This is a genomic window from Pseudomonas sp. TH49 (genome assembly GCF_016650625.1).
Lineage (GTDB): Bacteria > Pseudomonadota > Gammaproteobacteria > Pseudomonadales > Pseudomonadaceae > Aquipseudomonas > Aquipseudomonas fluorescens_H.
In genome coordinates this window covers 2,363,351-2,380,651 of sequence record NZ_JAEKFL010000001.1, presented here as the reverse complement: position 1 = coordinate 2,380,651, position 17,301 = coordinate 2,363,351, and the positions used below count along the sequence as shown (strand labels likewise).

At 62.4% G+C, this 17,301-nt stretch carries 20 protein-coding genes; 5 read left to right on the top strand and 15 right to left on the bottom strand.

The features are described 5' to 3' along the window. Nucleotides 1-15: 15 nt before the first annotated feature. From mrdA to JFU48_RS10820, 5 genes are all read right to left on the bottom strand, one after another. Nucleotides 16-1,911: a penicillin-binding protein 2 gene (gene mrdA, locus JFU48_RS10840; protein ID WP_201136489.1), complete on the bottom strand. Its 1,896-nt coding sequence runs from the start codon at nucleotides 1,909-1,911 to the stop codon at nucleotides 16-18. 10 nt (nucleotides 1,912-1,921) lie between these two features. Continuing rightward, nucleotides 1,922-2,389, bottom strand: coding sequence for a 23S rRNA (pseudouridine(1915)-N(3))-methyltransferase RlmH (gene rlmH, locus JFU48_RS10835; protein WP_003185785.1), 468 nt, complete (start codon nucleotides 2,387-2,389; stop codon nucleotides 1,922-1,924). Nucleotides 2,390-2,398: 9 nt separating this feature from the next. Next, nucleotides 2,399-2,893, bottom strand: a complete 495-nt coding sequence (gene rsfS, locus JFU48_RS10830; protein WP_003228555.1) for a ribosome silencing factor — start codon at nucleotides 2,891-2,893, stop codon at nucleotides 2,399-2,401. A 72-nt stretch (nucleotides 2,894-2,965) separates the two neighbouring features. Beyond that, nucleotides 2,966-3,688, bottom strand: coding sequence for a nicotinate-nucleotide adenylyltransferase (gene nadD / locus JFU48_RS10825; protein ID WP_103520267.1), 723 nt, complete (start codon nucleotides 3,686-3,688; stop codon nucleotides 2,966-2,968). Beyond that, complete coding sequence (locus JFU48_RS10820) at nucleotides 3,657-4,928, bottom strand: glutamate-5-semialdehyde dehydrogenase (protein WP_201136488.1); 1,272 nt, start codon at nucleotides 4,926-4,928, stop codon at nucleotides 3,657-3,659. Before JFU48_RS10820 ends, nadD begins: the two co-directional genes overlap by 32 nt. 177 nt (nucleotides 4,929-5,105) lie before the next feature. Between JFU48_RS10820 and JFU48_RS10815 the strand changes: the two genes are divergently transcribed. Together JFU48_RS10815 and JFU48_RS10810 are read left to right on the top strand one after the other, a co-directional pair. Further along, a complete protein-coding gene (locus tag JFU48_RS10815) occupies nucleotides 5,106-5,804 on the top strand; it encodes a DNA-3-methyladenine glycosylase (protein ID WP_201136487.1) in 699 nt (232 codons plus the stop codon). A gap of 191 nt (nucleotides 5,805-5,995) precedes the next feature. Beyond that, nucleotides 5,996-7,312 (top strand): bifunctional DedA family/phosphatase PAP2 family protein, encoded by a 1,317-nt coding sequence (locus tag JFU48_RS10810; RefSeq protein WP_003228566.1) that lies wholly within the window; start codon nucleotides 5,996-5,998, stop codon nucleotides 7,310-7,312. A gap of 3 nt (nucleotides 7,313-7,315) precedes the next feature. Here the strand turns inward: JFU48_RS10810 and JFU48_RS10805 are convergent, their stop codons facing one another. From JFU48_RS10805 to JFU48_RS10795, 3 genes are read right to left on the bottom strand one after another with little or no spacing between them, the layout of a single operon-like run. Next, nucleotides 7,316-7,906, bottom strand: coding sequence for an LON peptidase substrate-binding domain-containing protein (locus tag JFU48_RS10805; protein ID WP_201136486.1), 591 nt, complete (start codon nucleotides 7,904-7,906; stop codon nucleotides 7,316-7,318). A gap of 10 nt (nucleotides 7,907-7,916) precedes the next feature. Further along, nucleotides 7,917-8,633, bottom strand: coding sequence for an LrgB family protein (locus JFU48_RS10800; RefSeq protein WP_003228570.1), 717 nt, complete (start codon nucleotides 8,631-8,633; stop codon nucleotides 7,917-7,919). Beyond that, nucleotides 8,633-8,995 carry a CidA/LrgA family protein gene (locus JFU48_RS10795; protein WP_201136485.1) on the bottom strand — a complete coding sequence of 121 codons (363 nt, stop codon included), beginning with the start codon at nucleotides 8,993-8,995 and terminating at the stop codon, nucleotides 8,633-8,635. The genes JFU48_RS10800 and JFU48_RS10795 overlap by 1 nt, the downstream gene beginning before the upstream one ends. A 181-nt stretch (nucleotides 8,996-9,176) precedes the next feature. Here JFU48_RS10795 and JFU48_RS10790 point away from each other — a divergent pair, with 181 nt between their 5' ends. The 3 genes from JFU48_RS10790 to JFU48_RS10780 all read left to right on the top strand — a co-directional run bounded on the left by JFU48_RS10790 (nucleotide 9,177) and on the right by JFU48_RS10780 (nucleotide 12,131). Continuing rightward, nucleotides 9,177-9,632, top strand: a complete 456-nt coding sequence (locus tag JFU48_RS10790; RefSeq protein ID WP_003228575.1) for a MaoC family dehydratase — start codon at nucleotides 9,177-9,179, stop codon at nucleotides 9,630-9,632. A gap of 102 nt (nucleotides 9,633-9,734) precedes the next feature. Further along, nucleotides 9,735-11,462, top strand: a complete 1,728-nt coding sequence (locus JFU48_RS10785; RefSeq protein WP_201136484.1) for a C13 family peptidase — start codon at nucleotides 9,735-9,737, stop codon at nucleotides 11,460-11,462. Between the two features lie 27 nt (nucleotides 11,463-11,489). Beyond that, the gene (locus tag JFU48_RS10780) at nucleotides 11,490-12,131 is read left to right on the top strand and encodes an oxidoreductase (protein ID WP_103520271.1); all 642 of its coding nucleotides are present in this window, start codon (nucleotides 11,490-11,492) and stop codon (nucleotides 12,129-12,131) included. Between the two features lie 163 nt (nucleotides 12,132-12,294). Here JFU48_RS10780 and JFU48_RS10775 read toward each other — a convergent pair whose 3' ends face one another. The 7 genes from JFU48_RS10775 to JFU48_RS10745 form a co-directional block, all read right to left on the bottom strand. Then, a complete protein-coding gene (locus JFU48_RS10775) occupies nucleotides 12,295-12,579 on the bottom strand; it encodes a YceK/YidQ family lipoprotein (RefSeq protein ID WP_201136483.1) in 285 nt (94 codons plus the stop codon). Next, on the bottom strand, nucleotides 12,572-13,219 hold the full coding sequence (gene ubiX / locus JFU48_RS10770) for a flavin prenyltransferase UbiX (RefSeq protein ID WP_003228582.1): 648 nt from the start codon (nucleotides 13,217-13,219) through the stop codon (nucleotides 12,572-12,574). The genes JFU48_RS10775 and ubiX overlap by 8 nt, the downstream gene beginning before the upstream one ends. Further along, nucleotides 13,216-14,565 (bottom strand): UDP-N-acetylmuramate:L-alanyl-gamma-D-glutamyl-meso-diaminopimelate ligase, encoded by a 1,350-nt coding sequence (gene mpl, locus JFU48_RS10765; protein WP_201136482.1) that lies wholly within the window; start codon nucleotides 14,563-14,565, stop codon nucleotides 13,216-13,218. Before mpl ends, ubiX begins: the two co-directional genes overlap by 4 nt. A 157-nt stretch (nucleotides 14,566-14,722) precedes the next feature. After that, a complete protein-coding gene (locus tag JFU48_RS30525; protein ID WP_400507864.1) occupies nucleotides 14,723-14,794 on the bottom strand; it encodes a helix-turn-helix domain-containing protein in 72 nt (23 codons plus the stop codon). A gap of 53 nt (nucleotides 14,795-14,847) precedes the next feature. Next, nucleotides 14,848-14,919 carry a helix-turn-helix domain-containing protein gene (locus tag JFU48_RS30520; RefSeq protein ID WP_400507864.1) on the bottom strand — a complete coding sequence of 24 codons (72 nt, stop codon included), beginning with the start codon at nucleotides 14,917-14,919 and terminating at the stop codon, nucleotides 14,848-14,850. 53 nt (nucleotides 14,920-14,972) lie between these two features. Beyond that, the gene (locus tag JFU48_RS30515) at nucleotides 14,973-15,044 is read right to left on the bottom strand and encodes a helix-turn-helix domain-containing protein (RefSeq protein ID WP_400507864.1); all 72 of its coding nucleotides are present in this window, start codon (nucleotides 15,042-15,044) and stop codon (nucleotides 14,973-14,975) included. 53 nt (nucleotides 15,045-15,097) lie between these two features. Continuing rightward, nucleotides 15,098-17,005 (bottom strand): sigma-54-dependent Fis family transcriptional regulator, encoded by a 1,908-nt coding sequence (locus JFU48_RS10745; RefSeq protein WP_201136480.1) that lies wholly within the window; start codon nucleotides 17,003-17,005, stop codon nucleotides 15,098-15,100. Nucleotides 17,006-17,301 lie beyond the last annotated feature (296 nt).

Here is a 17,301-nt window from a genome sequence, read left to right as displayed (position 1 = left end):
AGCATGCGATCAAAATTATTCATCACGGGCCGTAGCCTCCGCACTGATAGGACCGGCGTATTCGGCCTTCAACCGACCATCCTGGTCCAGAAGCCAGGCATCCATGACCTGACGCACCACTGGCGCGGCGACACCCGAGCCGGACTCACCGTTCTCGACCATCACCGAGACCACGATTTTCGGGTTGTCGGCCGGGGCGAAACCGACGAACAAGGCGTGGTCACGGTGGCGCTCCTGAACCTTGGAGCGGTCGTATTTCTCACCTTGTTTGATCGCGACCACCTGAGCGGTACCGGACTTGCCGGCGATGCGGTATTGCGCACCGATCGCCGCCTTGCGCGCCGTACCCCGGGCGCCGTGCATAACCTGCTGCATGCCGTGGTTGACCTTGGTCCAGTCCGACGGGTCGCGCAGGACAATATCCGGCATCGGGTTTTCGTCTACCGGTTTGGCGCCTTCGATGGTCCTGGCCAGGTGCGGCCGGTTCCAGATGCCTTTGTTGGCCACCAGCGCCGTAGCCTGCGCCAGTTGCAACGGGGTGGACTGCATGTAGCCCTGGCCGATCCCCAGAATCAGGGTTTCGCCCGGGAACCACGCCTGTTTGCGCGTCGCGCGTTTCCACTCGCGGGACGGCATCAGGCCGGGGGATTCTTCGAACATGTCCAGCGAGACCTTCTGGCCGATGCCGAACTTGTTCAGGTAGGCCGACAACCGATCGATGCCCAGCTTGTGCGCCAGGTCGTAGAAGTAGGTGTCGTTGGAACGCATGATCGCCGTGTCGAGATCGACGAAACCGTCACCGGTGCGATTCCAGTTGCGGTACTTGTGATCGTAGTTGGGCAGCATGTAATAACCGGGGTCAAACACCCGGCTCGACGCTGTCACCACACCGGCATCGAGACCGGCAATCGCCACCGCTGGCTTGATCGTCGAACCCGGCGGGTACAGACCGCGCAGCACCCGGTTGAACAGCGGGCGGTCGATGGAATCGCGCAGCTCGGCATAGGCCTTGAAGCTGATGCCGGTGACGAAGAGGTTCGGGTCGAAACTCGGCTGACTGACCATCGCCAGCACTTCACCGGTGTTCGGATCGAGCGCAACCACCGCGCCACGGCGCCCGCCCAGCGCGGCCTCGGCCGCTTCCTGCAGTTTGATGTCCAGGCTCAGGACGATGTCCTTGCCGGGAATCGGATCGGTACGCTTGAGCACGCGTAATACGCGGCCTCGGGCGTTGGTCTCGACTTCCTCGTAACCCACCTGGCCGTGCAATTCCGGCTCGTAAAAACGCTCGATGCCGGTCTTGCCGATGTGGTGAGTGCCGCTGTAATTGACCGGGTCGAGGGTCTTCAGCTCTTTCTCATTGATGCGCCCCATGTAACCCACCGAGTGCGCAAAGTGCGCGCCCTGCGGGTAGTGGCGCACCAGCTGCGCGACCACTTCCACCCCTGGCAGGCGGAACTGGTTCACCGCGATCCGGGCGATCTGCTCTTCGGTCAGCTCGAACAGGATCGGCACCGGCTCGAACGGCCGGCGCCCCTGACGCATGCGCTTCTCGAAGATCACCCGGTCCTCGGGCGTCAACTGCAGCACTTCGACGATCACGTCGAGCACTTGCTGCCAGTCGCCGGAACGCTCGCGGGTCATGCTCAGGCTGAAGCTCGGGCGGTTGTCCGCCACCACCACGCCGTTGCGGTCGAAGATCAAGCCGCGGGTCGGCGGAATCGGCTGCACGTGGACGCGATTGTTTTCCGAGAGCGTCGAGTGGTACTCGTACTGGATCACCTGCAAGTAGTACAGCCGCGCAATCAATACGCAGATCAACAGCATGACCGCAATGGCCCCGAACACGACGCGGCTACGCACCAGGCGGGCGTCCTTTTCGTGGTCCTTGATGCGGATCGGCTGAGACATGAGGGCAGGACTACTTGTGGTAAGGGTGACCGGACAGCACGGTCCAGGCACGGTACAGCTGTTCGCCGATCAGGATCCGCACCAGCGGGTGCGGCAAGGTCAACGGCGACAACGACCAGCGCTGATCGGCGCGGGCGCAGACTTCCGGCGCCAGCCCTTCGGGGCCGCCGACCATGAAGTTGACCGTGCGCGAATCCAGCCGCCAACGGTCGAGTTCGACCGCCAGCTGCTCGGTACTCCAGGGCTTGCCGTGGACTTCCAGCGTGACGATCCGCTCGTTCGGCCCGACCTTGGCCAGCATGGCTTCGCCTTCCTGACGGATGAAACGGGCCACGTCGGCGTTCTTGCCACGGGTATTGAGCGGAATTTCCACCAGTTCCAGCGCCAGCTCGGACGGAAGACGCTTGGCATATTCATGCCAGCCTTCTTCCACCCACTTGGGCATGCGTGAACCGACGGCGATCAGTCGCAGTCGCACAGCAATCCCTTACAGCTGGTCTTTGTTGAGCTTGGTGAAATGCTCGTGGGTGTTTTCCGGGCTGTGGTGCCTGGCGTCTGCCGCACGGCTTTGCTCGGCACCGGCCCACAGGCGTTCCAGGTCGTAGAACTGACGCGCCGAGGCAGTCATCATGTGCACGATCACCAGGTCGAGGTCGAGCAGCACCCAGTCGCTGTCGCCCTTGCCTTCTTCGCCCAGTGGCTTGGCGCCCTGCTTTTTCACTTCTTCACGGACCTTGTCCAGCATCGCGTTGATCTGGCGATTGGACGTACCGGTAGCGATGATCATGTAGTCGGTGATGCTCTGCTTGTCGCGAACATCGATGATCTGGATGTCTTGTGCCTTGACGTCTTCCAGGGCGGCCACGGCAACCTTGACCAGTTCGTCGCCTTTCAGCGGCTCGTTGGTGTTGGCCACTTCCGGCAGCGGCGCGCTCTTGAACGTGCCTTTACGCTTAACTTTGCTTACATCTTTGTCAGTCATATAAAACTCGTTTTGCTCATGTATTCGGCGGCTTGGCGATACGTGGATTCGTATCAGTGAAGCACGCCTTGTTCAGTTCGACGCACGGTACAGACCGTGCGCATCGATGTAGGCCAGGACCGCGTCGGGCACCAGGAAACGTACCGACTTACCGCTGGCCAGCAGTTGACGGATCTGGGTGGCGGAAACCGCGAGCGGTGTCTGCCAGACGAATGCAATCTGTCCGCTCGGCCCTTTCAGGGCCAGCGGGTCGCTCACCGAACGCGCTGCCAGCAGGTTGCGCAAGGCATCCGGCGGTTCGCTGTCGGCGTCCGGGCGCTGTAGCACCAGGATGTGGCAATGCTGGAGCAACTCTTCCCAGCGGTGCCAAGTGGGCAGGCCGCAAAATGCGTCCCAGCCCAAAAGCAGAAAAACCTGGGTCTCGGCGGCCATTTCGGCACGCATCAACTCCAGGGTATCGATGGTCCAGGACGGCTTGTCCCGCTGCAATTCGCGGGCGTCTACCACCAGCGGCGGCACTCCGGCCACCGCGCATTCAACCATTGCCAGCCGATCCTGCGCCGATACCTGCGGCGTATCGCGATGCGGCGGCCGGGCGCTGGGCATCATGCGCAGCTCGTCGAGCGTCAGCGCTTCGGCGACTTCCAGCGCACCGCGCAAATGGCCGATGTGCACCGGATCGAACGTGCCGCCCAGTACGCCGATGCGCCGGGGTCGGAGTTCGCTGTCAGGCAGCGGCGCTGTCAGGTCGAGGTCGGTCAAGTCAGACCGTCGCCTGGCCGCGCAACTGGCCATCACCGACCACGATGTACTTCTCGCAGGTCAGTCCTTCGAGGCCCACCGGGCCGCGGGCGTGCAGCTTATCAGTAGAAATGCCGATCTCGGCACCCAATCCGTATTCGAATCCATCGGCGAAGCAGGTCGGGGTGTTGATCATCACCGAGGCCGAGTCGACTTCCGCGACGAAACGCCGGGTGTCCGCCAGGTTTTCGCTGACGATCGAGTCGGTGTGATGCGAGCCGTAATGGTTGATGTGTTCGATGGCCTGGTCCAGTCCGTCGACCACGCGGATCGACAGGATCGGCGCCAGATACTCGGTGCTCCAGTCGTCTTCGCTGGCCGGCACCGCGTCGATGATCGCCCGGGTGCGTTCGCAGCCACGCAGCTCGACGCCTTTTTCGCGGAACTGGGCCGCCATCGACGGCAGGAAATCCTTGGCAACACTTTGATCGACGAGCAAGGTCTCCATCGCGCCACAGATGCCATAACGGTAGGTCTTGGCATTGAAGGCGATGCGCTGGGCTTTCGCCAGATCCGCGTGCTCGCTGACATACACGTGGCAGATGCCGTCCAGATGCTTGATCACCGGCACGCGCGCATCGCGACTGATGCGCTCGATCAGGCCCCGACCACCGCGCGGCACGATCACGTCGACGTACTCGGGCATGCTGATCATCGCGCCGACGGCGGCGCGATCCGTGGTTTCGACCACTTGCACCACGGCTGCCGGCAACTCGGCCTCGGCCAGACCGCGCTGGATGCACGCAGCAATCGCCCGGTTGGAATGAATCGCCTCGGAACCACCGCGCAGGATGGTCGCGTTACCGGACTTCAGGCACAGGCTGGCGGCATCGATGGTCACATTGGGTCGGGATTCGTAGATGATCCCGATCACGCCCAGCGGCACGCGCATCTTGCCAACTTGAATACCGGACGGACGAAAGCTCATGTCGCGGATCGCCCCGACCGGGTCCGGCAGTGCCGCGACCTGGCGCAGGCCGACGATCATCCCGTCGATGCGTGCCGGGGTCAGTTCCAGACGTTCCAGCAAGGCCGGCTCCAGACCATTGGCGCGACCGGCGGCCAGATCGCGCTCATTGGCTGCTGCCAGCTCGGCGCGCGCGGCGTCCAGCGCATTGGCAGCAGCCTGCAGGGCGCGGTTTTTCTGCGCGGTGCTGGCACGGCCGATGACCCGGGAAGCTTCGCGGGCGGCGCGACCCAATCGGGTCATGTAGTCAAGAACGGACTCAGTCATGGTCTGCTGGGGTCTTGGCAAAGAGGAAAGCGGCAGATTATAGCTGTCGCGTCCCGGGACTAACAGCGGTGACAGGCGGATGGTCGAAATGGACTGCAATTTGCCGACGTTCAGCCGTAATTAAGCCTCGGATTGCTATCATCACGACCTCTTCCGCCTGGATAAACCTCGTTTGCCATGTCCAACCTGACCGTTCGCGCCACCGCCGAGCGCCTGCCACTGGGCCTTCCGGACGCTTTTTTCGACCGTGACGCTCAAGTGCTGGCCCGCGATCTGCTCGGCAAAGTCATCCGCCACCGGGTCGGCGATCTGTGGCTCAGCGCCCGGATCATCGAAACCGAAGCCTATTACTGCGCGGAAAAAGGCAGTCATGCGTCGCTCGGTTATACGGAAAAGCGTAAGGCTTTGTTTCTGGACGGTGGGCACATCTATATGTACTACGCCCGGGGCGGCGATTCGCTGAACTTCAGCGCCAAGGGGCCAGGCAACGCGGTGCTGATCAAGTCCGCCTACCCTTGGGTCGATGAAATCAGCGGGCAGGCGAGTCTGGCGCAGATGCTGCTGAACAACCCTGACACTCAGGGTCGGCCGCGCCCTTCACAAAAGCTTTGCGCCGGACAGACGCTGCTGTGCAAAGCGCTGGGCCTGAAAGTACCGATGTGGGACGCCAAGCGCTTCGATCATGAGCGGATACTGGTGGAAGACACCGGGCCTGCGCCGACCCAGATTATCCAGACCACTCGCCTGGGCATCCCCCATGGCCGTGACGAACACCTGATGTACCGCTTCGTCGACGCCACGTATGCCCAGTGGTGCACACGGAACCCGCTGCGCCGGGGCCAGGTCGAAGGTCGCGATTATTTTTTGCTGTCCTGAAGTGACGGATTTGAAATAGATGAAATCCCCCTGTGGGAGCGGGCTTGCTCGCGAAGGGGCCGTGTCAGGAGCGGATAAGTTGAATGACACAGCGCATTCGCGAGCAAGCCCGCTCCCACAGGGGAACTGAGTGCTGTTGAAAGTAGCCTGCACCCTTTGGGGCCAATTGAAGATTTGATGGAGTTGCTTGTATGGGCCCATGGCTCGATAGCGTGACCGGGTGGCTCGCCGCCAATCCGCAGTGGCTGGCCGCTGCGGTGTTTATCGTCGCATTCGTGGAGTGTCTGGCGATTGCCGGAATTATCGTGCCCGGCACTGTGTTGTTGTTTGCCGTGGCCGTACTAGCCGGCAGCGGCGCACTGTCGTTGAGTGAAACCTTGCTGCTGGGTTTTCTCGGCGGGATTCTGGGCGATGCGGTTTCGTATTACCTGGGCCGTCATTTCCACCAGAACATCCGCCGTTTGCCCGGCCTGCGCCATCACCCGGAATGGATGGCCGGGGCCGAAACCTACTTCCAGCGTTACGGCATTGCCAGCCTGCTGGTCGGCCGTTTCATTGGCCCGCTGCGGCCAATGCTGCCGATGGTCGCCGGCATGTGCGACATGCCCTTCCCACGCTTCGCCGCCGTCAGCCTGCTGGCCGCTGCCGGCTGGAGCGTCGCCTACCTGCTGCCGGGTTGGGCCACCGGCGCGGCAATCCGCCTGCCATTACCGGAAGGTTTCTGGCTGCAAGCCGGGATCGTCGCCGGCAGTATCGCGGTGATGGTCGGCCTGAGCGTCAACAGCAGCCTGCGTCAGCATCGCCGCGCTACGCTGTGGATCAGCAGCATGAGTCTGTTGATTCTGCTCGGCCTGTTCGTCGGCTATCCGTATCTGAGTGCGCTCGATCAGGGTGTGATGACGCTGGTGCAGGAGCACCGTCAACCCGTGCTGGATGAGATTGCGGTCACCTTCACGCTGATCGGTGAATTCCGCAACATGTTCGTGTTCAGTGCATTGCTGACCGGCCTGCTGTTGCTGTGCAAGCAATGGCGACAGGCTATTTTCGTCGGCGGCACACTGCTGTTCACGGCGCTGGCAAACACCGCGACCAAGCAATTCTTCGCTCGTGTTCGACCGGAAGTTCTGACCGAACCGCTGACCAGCTTCAGCATGCCCAGCGGCCATGCGTCAGGGTCGTTTGCGTTGTTCCTGACCCTCGCCGTGCTGGCCGGACGCGGACAACCGCCGCGCATGCGCCTGACGTGGCTGCTGCTCGGCTGTATTCCGGCCATGGCGATTGCGCTGTCACGGGTGTATCTGGGCGCGCACTGGCCGACCGATATTCTGGCCGGGGCGATGCTGGCAGCGTGCGTCTGCGCTGCTGCCTTGTGGCTGAGCCAGCGCAACACGCCGCTCGAACCCATGCCGCAGAAAGTCTGGTGGCTGGTGCTGCCGGCACTGGTCGCACTGTTCGGCTTCTTCGTTCTGCGGCATTTGCCGCATACGATGCTGCGCTACGCGTACTGACGCTCAGGCGAACAACTCGCCCTGCAGTTCATCAAGCAGCGCCTGGATCGCATCCAGCCGCTGCTGCGGATCGTCGAGTTGCAGCAAGTCGATCTTGTCCTCTTCGGCGAACGGCAGCAGATACGCCAGTTGATTGGCCAGTGACTGCTGGCCCAAGGCCTCAGTGCCCATGTTCAAAGCCTCGACCATCGGGTGTTCGGCCAAGGCCTTGAGCAGCGCCACCAGATCGGCGTCTTCGTCCTGCAGCGGTTGCTCCGGCTCATCATCCAGCCACTCGACGTCAGCGAGTATCAACTGATCACGCTGCACTTCAGTGTGCAGCACCTGAAAACGCCGCCCACCCTGCACGCGAATCCCCAGCAGACCATTGTCCTGTTGCTGGAAATCGGTGATCCGCGCCTCGCAGCCGACCAGGGCAAAGCCTTCTGGCGCAACGCCGACCTCCTGGCCGTCAAGGATGCACACCACGCCGAAACCGCCGCCCTGTTTCATACAGCGGCCGATCATGTCCAGGTAGCGCGCCTCGAAGATCTGCAAGTCGAGGTTGCAGCCGGGAAACAGCACTGTGTTGAGCGGAAAAAGCGGCAGACTCATAGACATTTCCTTAGACCACCATCGACACCGCCAACGGCAGGAACACCGCCGTGGCCACGCCCATCAGACTCATCGCCAGCGCCGCGAAGGCGCCGCACTCATCGCTTTCCTGCAACGCCACCGAGGTGCCGACCGCATGCGCGGTCATGCCCAGCGCCATGCCGCGCGCCTCTGGGCTGTGGACACCGAGCCGGGTCAGCATGGCCGGGCCGAAGATCGCCCCGATCACCCCGGTGATCAGCACGAACACCGCCGCCAGCGCCGCGACGCCACCGATCTGCTCGGCCACCAGCATCGCTATCGGTGAGGTCACCGACTTCGGCGCCATGGTCATCAGGATCATATGATCGGCACCGAACCACCATCCCAACAAAACCCCCATGCCGGTGGCAACCACCCCGCCTATCACCAGCGTAGTAAAAATCGGCCAGAACAATTGGCGGATGCGTTTGAGGTTCAGATACAGCGGCACCGCCAGTGCCACCGTGGCCGGGCCCAGCAGAATGCTGAGGATCTCGGTGCTCTTGCGGTACTCGGCGTAGGTCAGGCCACAGCCGACCAGCACGCCGATCACCAACAGCATGGAGACCAGCACCGGTTGCAGAAAGATCCAGCGGGTTTTCTCGAACGCCGCCAGCACCAGTTGATAGGCACCGAGGGTGATGCCAATGCCGAATAGCGGATGATGGATGACCGAAGCCCAGGCACCTTGCCAATCGAAGAGCATCAGGTTTCCTCCGAGCGCGGTGCGTGACGTTTGACCAGGCGCTGCATCAGCACCCCGGCGAACGCCATCGACAGAATCAGCGACAGCACCAGCGCACCGACAATCGCCCAGAAGTCGGCGGCAATGGCCGAGGCATACACCATCACGCCCACCGCCGGTGGCACCAGCAGCAACGGCAGATAGCGCAGCAGGCTGCCGGCGGCAAGGTTCAGCGGTTCAGCGACTTCGCCGCGAATGATCAGGAACACCAGCAACAGCAGCAGGCCGATGATCGGCCCCGGCAGCACCGGCAGCAGCAAGTGGTTGAGCGCGGTGCCGAGCAATTGGAACAGCACCAGCATGGTCAGGCCACGTAACAACATCCGACATCCCCTGTGAAAAAGCGCCCCGCATTATAAGCACGCCGGCGCTATGCATCGGCATTCGCCAAAAGCATGGTCGGTTGACCGGAGCAAATCGCCATGTTGATCTACAGTGGTTCGCAGGGCGGTCAAATCCCCCACCTGAAAAACTATAAAACCGATGAACCCAAGGAGAGTCTCAATGCCCTATGTTCCAGTTGCAGAGCTCAAAGATTATGTCGGCAAGGAACTCGGACGTTCCGAATGGCTCACCATCGATCAGGAGCGCATCAACCTGTTCGCCGAAGCCACCGGGGATTATCAGTTCATCCATGTCGATCCGGTCAAAGCCGCGCAAACGCCTTTCGGCAGCACCATTGCTCACGGTTTCCTGTCGCTGTCGCTGATCCCGAAACTGATGGAAGACATCCTCGTGCTGCCGCAAGGCCTGAAGATGGTGGTCAATTACGGCCTGGACAGCGTACGTTTCATCCAGCCGGTGAAGGTCAATTCGAAAGTTCGCCTGAAAGTCGATCTGGCCGAAGTGACCGAGAAAAAACCCGGTCAATGGCTGCTCAAGGCCACCGCGACACTGGAGATAGAAGGCTCGGACAAACCGGCCTACATCGCCGAACCGCTGTCGCTCTGCTTCGTCTAAGTGCCCCGGATGCGAAGCGGCTCACGCTGTTTCGCGTTCCCTCTCTATATATGCGACACATAGCTGCGGCATACTCGGTCGCCTAATTGCCCGGATCCCGCTATGCGCCCACTCGCTTCTCTTGCACCCATTGCCCTGACCCTGATGCTCACCGCTTGCGGCGACGGCGAATCGCTGTTGCCCCCGGACGCACGGCTGCCGGACGGCGGACGCTATCGCGGCGAACTGGTCAACGGTTTGCTGCAAGGTCAGGGGCGCGTCGACTACCCCAACGGCAGCTGGTACGCCGGCCAGTTCGACAAGGGTCAGTGGCATGGTCAGGGCGAGTGGCACGGCAGCAACGGCGAGGTCTATCGCGGCCAGTTCCAGCAGGGACTGTTCGACGGTCAGGGCAGCCTGACCACCAACGCCAGCAGCTACACCGGCGGCTTCAAACTCGGCCGGCGCGACGGCGAAGGCACCCTCAAAGAAAACGCCATGACCTACCGTGGCGAGTTCAAGGCTGACCAGTATTCCGGGCTGGGCCGTCTGGAAATGGACGACGGCAGTTCCTATCAGGGCCAGTTCGCCCACGGCAAACCCAATGGCGAAGGCCAGCGCGGCGACTCTAGCGGCAATACATTCAGCGGCCACTTCGTCAACGGCCAACTCGAAGGCAATGGCACCTTCAACAGTGCCGATGGCGACATCTATGTCGGCGGCTTCAAGAACAGCCAGCTGCACGGCAAGGGCCGCTATGAAAACGCCGACGGCGATGTCTGGCTCGGCCAATTCAAGGAAGGCGCACTGACCGGCAAGGGTGAACTGATCGGTGCCGACGGCAGCCATTACGTCGGCTACTTCAACGACTGGCGCTTCAGCGGCCAGGGCCGTTTGAACCTGGCCGACGGCAGTTTCTACATCGGCGAATTCGACAGCGACAGTTACGCGGGACGTGGCACTCTGGTGCTGACTGACGGCACCGTCCTCAGCGGCACCTGGATCAACGGCCAGCGCGTACGTGACGCCGACGGCAAGCTGCTGCCCGACACCCTCGAACTCGGCCTGCTGGCCCAAGGCCGTCTGCTGGACGAGGCGCTGGCCGCCGTGCCCGCCTCAACGCCTGCGGTGGAGTTGTACACCCTGACCCTCGGTGGCGACGGCAAGCAAAGCGTGTTCCTGCGCGAGTCAGATTATGTCGCCAACATGCTCTCCACGCGGTTTGGCGCCTATGGACAAATCCGTCTGGTGAACCATCGCGACCATCTCACCGACCGACCGATGGCCACCCGCGAAAACCTGCGCCGCGCCGCGCAGACCCTGGCCGAGCGCAGCGGCCCGGAAGACCTGGTGTTCATCTACCTGACCAGCCACGGCACCGCCGAACACGAACTGGTGCTCGACCAGCCGCGCATGGAGCTGGCCGATCTGCCCGCCGACGAACTTGCCACGGTGCTGGCCCCGCTGAAAAATCGCGACAAGGTGATCGTGATTTCCTCGTGCTATTCCGGCGGTTTCATCCCCGCACTGAAAGATGAGCGCACCCTGATCATGACCGCCTCGCGCGCCGACCGCGTGTCGTTCGGTTGCTCGGAAGAAGCCAACTTCACCTACTTCGGCGACGCCTTGTTCGCTCAGGCACTGAACCAGACCGACGATCTGGAGCAAGCGTTCAAACTGGCCAAGGCCACCGTCGCCGAGCGCGAACTGGCGGACAACTTCGAAGCCTCGGAGCCGCAGATCTGGGCACCGAAAACCGTACTGGCGCACTGGCAACTGCTGCGTAAACAGCAAGCGAGAAAAGCGTTGCAGAGTGCTGCATTGAACGACGGAGCAACAAACAGCAACTAAGCTGAACAGTATCAAGGGAGAAACACTATGTACTTGACGCCTCAGCACGTTTTGCTTGCCGGAGCCACCGGACTGACCGGTGAGCATCTGCTCGACCGTTTGCTCAACGAGCCGACGATCACCCGCGTGCTCGCGCCGTCCCGTCGGCCGCTGGCGGAACATCCGCACCTGGAAAACCCGGTGGGCGACCCACAGACCTTTCTGCCGCAACTGAGCGGACGCGTCGATATCGCCTATTGCTGCCTCGGCACCACGATCAAACAGGCCGGTTCCGAAGCCGCGTTCCGCGCGGTGGATCTGGACATGGTCGTGGCCTTCGCCAAACGCGCACGGGAGATGGGCGCGCGGCACTTGATCGTGATCAGTGCGCTGGGCGCCGATCCGAAATCGTCGATTTTCTACAACCGGGTCAAAGGCGAAATGGAGCAGGCATTGCGCGCTCAGGACTGGCCGCAACTGACCATCTGCCGGCCATCGCTATTACTGGGAGATCGCAGCGAACCGCGCCTGGGCGAACAGCTTGCGGCGCCGTTTTCCAAGCTGATTCCCGGCAAGTACCGCGGCATCGAAGCCTGCCAACTGGCCCGGGCGATGTGGCGTCTGGCGCTGGAAGAACAGGACGGGGTGCGGGTGGTTGAGTCGGATGAATTACGCAAGCTCGGCAAATAACAGCGGGACTTTGTGGCGAGGGAGCTTGCTCCCGCTCGACTGCGCAGCAGTCGCCAACCCTGAAAGATGCGGTGTATCTGAAGGATTTAGTCGCGGGGTTTTGGGGCCGCTTCGCAGCCCAGCGGGAGCAAGCTCCCTCGCCACAGGAGTGCGCAGCGCTCCCCTACAATCCGCCCGTCGCCTGAAATCCCACGCCAATCACGGTCAGCAATGACAACGGCAACAACAGCGTATCGAGCACCGCACTCGCCGGCAGATCCACGCCCGGATAGCTCGGCGCCTCAGCCCCGAAGCGATCCATCGCGCAGCACCCGCCATTCATCGCATACAAATCCAGGCGCGTCCCGGAATACACCACCGGCGCCCCCGGTTTGGCCGCATCCAGCGTGCGCGCGGTGGCGCAGCCGGCCAGTTGCAGGGCCAGCATCATTGCCAGCAGCTTATTCATCGCTGCTCAGATGATGTTCGCCCCAGCGCGGCAGCATGTCCTGTGGAATACCCAGCAGATTGAGAATCCGCGCAACGACGAAATCGATCAGGTCGTCGATGGTCTGCGGCTGGTGATAGAAGCCCGGCGAGGCCGGCAGGATGGTCACGCCCATGTTCGACAGCTTGAGCATGTGTTCCAGATGAATGCTCGAATACGGTGCCTCGCGTGGCACCAGAATCAACTGGCGACGTTCCTTCAAGGTGACGTCCGCCGCGCGCTCGATCAGGTTGTTGCACGCGCCCGTGGCAATCGCCGACAAGGTACCCGTGGAACACGGCACCACGACCATCGCGGCCGGTGCGCCGGAGCCCGAGGCTACCGGCGACATCCAGTCTTCCTTGCCGTACACGCGGATCTGCCCGGCGGCCGCCCCGGTGTATTCGGTGAGGAACGCCTGCATCATCTGCGGCTTGGGCGGCAGCGTGACATCGGTTTCGGTGGCCATCACCAGTTGTGCGGCCTTGGAGATCAGGAAGTGCACTTCGCGATCTTCACGCACCAGACAATCGAGCAGGCGCAAACCGTACTGCGCGCCGGACGCGCCGGTCATCGCCAACGTGATGCGTTCCGGACCGCCGTTCTGGGAAAAAGTGTTCATTGCAGCGCCTCGGCGAGCTTGCCGTGCAGGCCGCCGAAGCCGCCGTTGCTCATGATCACCACGTGAGTGCCAGGCTGGGCCTGACTCTTCACGCGTTCGATGATGCCTTCGAGCGAATCGCTGACAATCGAGGGCACGCTGCACAGTGCGGCGGTGGCTGCCAGATCCCAACCGAGATTGGCCGGGGCGTACCAGATCACCTGATCGGCATCGACCACGCTGTCCGGCAGACCGTCACGGTGCGCGCCGAGCTTCATCGAGTTGGAGCGCGGCTCGATGATCGCGATCAACGGGGCGTCGCCGATGCGCTTGCGCAAGCCATCGAGGGTGGTGGCAATGGCGGTCGGGTGGTGGGCGAAGTCGTCGTAGATGGTGATGCCGCGCACTTCGGCGACTTTCTCCATCCGGCGCTTGACGTTCTTGAATGCGCTCAACCCGGCGATGCCCATCGACGGCACCACACCGACATGCCGCGCCGCTGCCAGCGCAGCCAAGGCGTTGGCGACGTTGTGCTGACCGGTCAGCTCCCATTCGACAGTGCCCTGGGACACGCCTTCGAACATCACTTCAAACGCCGAACCGTCATCCTTGAGCAACTTGACCTGCCACTGACCGCCGACGCCGGTGGTTTGCACCGGGGTCCAGCAGCCCATTTCGATCACACGCTGCAGGGCAGGCTCGGTGGTCGGGTGGATCACCAGACCTTCGCTCGGGATAGTGCGGACCAAGTGGTGGAACTGCCGCTCGATCGCCGGCAGATCGGGGAAGATGTCGGCGTGATCGAACTCAAGGTTGTTGAGGATCGCCGTGCGCGGACGGTAGTGGACGAACTTCGAACGCTTGTCGAAGAACGCGCTGTCGTACTCATCGGCCTCGATCACGAAGAACGGCGTACCGCCCAACCGCGCCGACACCGAGAAGTTCTGCGGCACCCCGCCGATCAGGAACCCCGGGCTCATGCCGGCGTGTTCCAGCACCCAGGCGAGCATGCTGCTGGTGGTGGTCTTGCCGTGCGTACCGGCAACTGCCAGCACCCAGCGCCCTTGCAGCACGTGATCGGCCAGCCATTGCGGGCCGGAGACGTAGGGCAGACCTTTGTTCAGCACGTATTCCACTGCCGGATTGCCGCGGGACATGGCATTGCCGATCACCACCAGATCCGGCGCCGGATCGAGCTGGGCCGGATCGTAGCCTTGGGTCAGCTGAATGCCCTGGGCCTCAAGCTGCGTGCTCATCGGCGGATAGACGTTGGCGTCGGAGCCGGTCACGTGATGGCCCAGCTCTTTGGCCAGAACCGCCATCGAGCCCATGAAAGTCCCGCAGATACCCAGAATATGAATGTGCATAGTCGACCTCGTAAAACATGGCCGCAGGTTAGCGTAGGGTGGGAAAAATCGCACCTTGTGTTTCGCCTGCGCCGACGCCTTCGCGAGCAAGCCCGCTCCCACAAGGATGGCGCTAATCCTGTGGGAGCGGGCTTGCTCGCGAATGGCGCGACGCGGTTCAACGGGAGATCGCGTGCTTACGCAGCTTTCTATAGAGGGTGTTGCGGCTGACCCCGAGCTGCTCCCACAAGGATGGCGCTAATCCTGTGGGAGCGGGCTTGCTCGCGAATGGCGCGACGCGGTTCAACGGGAGATCGCGTGCTTACGCAGCTTTCTATAAAGGGTGTTGCGGCTGACCCCGAGCTGCTCCCACAAGGATGGCGCCAATCCTGTGGGAGCGGGCTTGCTCGCGAATGGCGCGACGCGGTTCAACGGGAGATCGCGTGCTTACGCAGCTTTCTATAAAGGGTGTTGCGGCTGACCCCGAGCTGCTCCCACAAGGATGGCGCCAATCCTGTGGGAGCGGGCTTGCTCGCGAATGGCGCGACGCGGTTTAACGGGAGATCGCGTGCTTACGCAGCTTTCTATAGAGGGTGTTGCGGCTGACCCCAAGCTGCTGCGCGGTCTGGGTCATATGCCAACGTGTCTGTTCCAGCGCATTGAGTAGCGCCACACGTTCAGCGTCTTCCAGCGGATGCTCGGACTCAACCGACTTCAGCTCCAGCGTCGGCCGCGCCTGCCGAATCATCACCGGCAAATCCTCCAGCCCGATCCGCCCCTCATCGCACAACGCCGCCAATGTGCGCAGCACATTGCGCAACTGCCGCACGTTGCCCGGCCAGTTGAAGGTCAGTAACGCCTGACGCGCCGGTTCGTCGATCACAATCACTTCGCCATCCGCCTCCTCGGCCAGCAGGAAATCCAGCAACTGCGACTTGTCGCTGCGCTCACGCAACGCCGGCAACGCGACCTCCAGGCCATTGAGCCGGTAATACAGATCTTCGCGGAAACTGCCATCCGCCACCCGCTCCAGCAAATTACGGTGAGTGGCGCTGATGATCCGTACGTTGACCGCTTCCGGCTCGCCGCCGATCGGCACCACCTGCCGGTCTTCCAGCACCCGCAACAAACGGGTTTGCAGCGCCAGCGGCATGTCACCGATTTCATCCAAAAACAAAGTGCCGCCATCGGCCTGCTGCAGCTTGCCGCGCATGCCGTCCTTGCGCGCACCGGTGAAACTTCCGCCGCGATAACCGAACAACTCGCTCTCGATCAGGCTTTCGGGGATCGCCGCGCAGTTGAGGGCGACGAAGGCTTTGTTGGCGCGCTGGCTGGCGTGATGCACAGCCTTGGCAAAGGCTTCCTTGCCCGAGCCGGTTTCGCCATTGATCAGCAGCGGCACGTCGCGTTCGAATACCCGTAACGCCTTGCGGAAATCCGCTTGCAGTGCAGCGTCGCCGAGGCAAATGTTCGCCAGCGGTTGAAGCTTCGTCACGATTGGGGCCGGCAGGATCGGCGCCGGTTTACGCGATTCGCCGCGCAACAAGGCAAACAGATGCCGCCCGTCGCGGGTGCGCAGCGGCCAACTGGCGCTGGCATTGGCGCTGGCCCGACCGAGCAATTCATCCAGCGAACAATCGAAAAACGCTTCCACCGGTTTGCCGAGCAAACCACCGCGAATATGCCCGAGCAGGTTCAGCGCACTCTGGTTGACCGCACTGATCCGCCCTTCCCCGTCAAACGCCAGCAGCCCTTCACTGAACAGGCCGACCGATTCGGCCTGAAGATGGAAACGCAGCAGCCACTGATTATCGAAGCAACGCAGGAAATAGCAGCTCTCGATCATCTTCGCCGACAGATTGACCAGTGCCATAGTGTGGAACTGGCTCTGCCGCGAGACGTCATGGCGCGCCGAGGACACGTCGAGCACCGCCAGCAATTCGCCGTGCGGGTCGAACACCGGGCTCGCCGAGCAGGTCAGGCCGGTGTGGCGGCCGCGAAAGTGTTCGTCCTGATGGATGGTCAGCGCTTGGCGTTCGACCAGGCAGGTGCCAATGCCGTTGGTGCCTTCACAGGCCTCGCTCCAGTCGGCGCCGAGCCAGAGCCCGGCACGTTCGAAAATCTTGCGCTCGGCAGGCGCGGTGACGCAGTTGAGGATCACCCCGCGCGCATCGGTCAACAGCACCGCATGGCCGGCGCCGGACAGCTGCTGATGCAGGCTGCTCATTTCATTGCCGGCGATCTGCAGCACCTGTTGCAGGCGTTCGCGACTTTCGAGCACGCGTCCGTGCTCAAGCACGGTGGGCGCCATGGTCAGGGCCGGATCGAGGTGATAGTCCTCGAGACAGCGCAGCCACGAACGGGCAATCGAAGGGTCGGCACCGGGCCCGTGCAGGTGCGGCTTGCCCTGAGTGACGGTGAGCACCTGTTGGGCATGGCGACTCAAATGGTTGTCGTGCATTTCTTATTATTCTCCCCGAAAGGTCGACCCTTCCAGACTACCAACACTGACCTGTGGCGAGGGAGCTTGCTCCCGCTCGAGTGCGAAGCGCTCGCCAAAGCATATGAGCGGTAAACATTTCAGGACTGCTGCGCAGCCCAGCGGGAGCAAGCTCCCTCGCCACAAAAATCGACCGCTGGGCGATTGGCAGTCAGCATCCTCCAGCCATCGGCGCATTGCAATGCTGGCAAGACCACCCGGTCACAGGCTGTGCCAAAAGCGGTACAAACTGTCACCCCCTCTGTACCGAAACCATC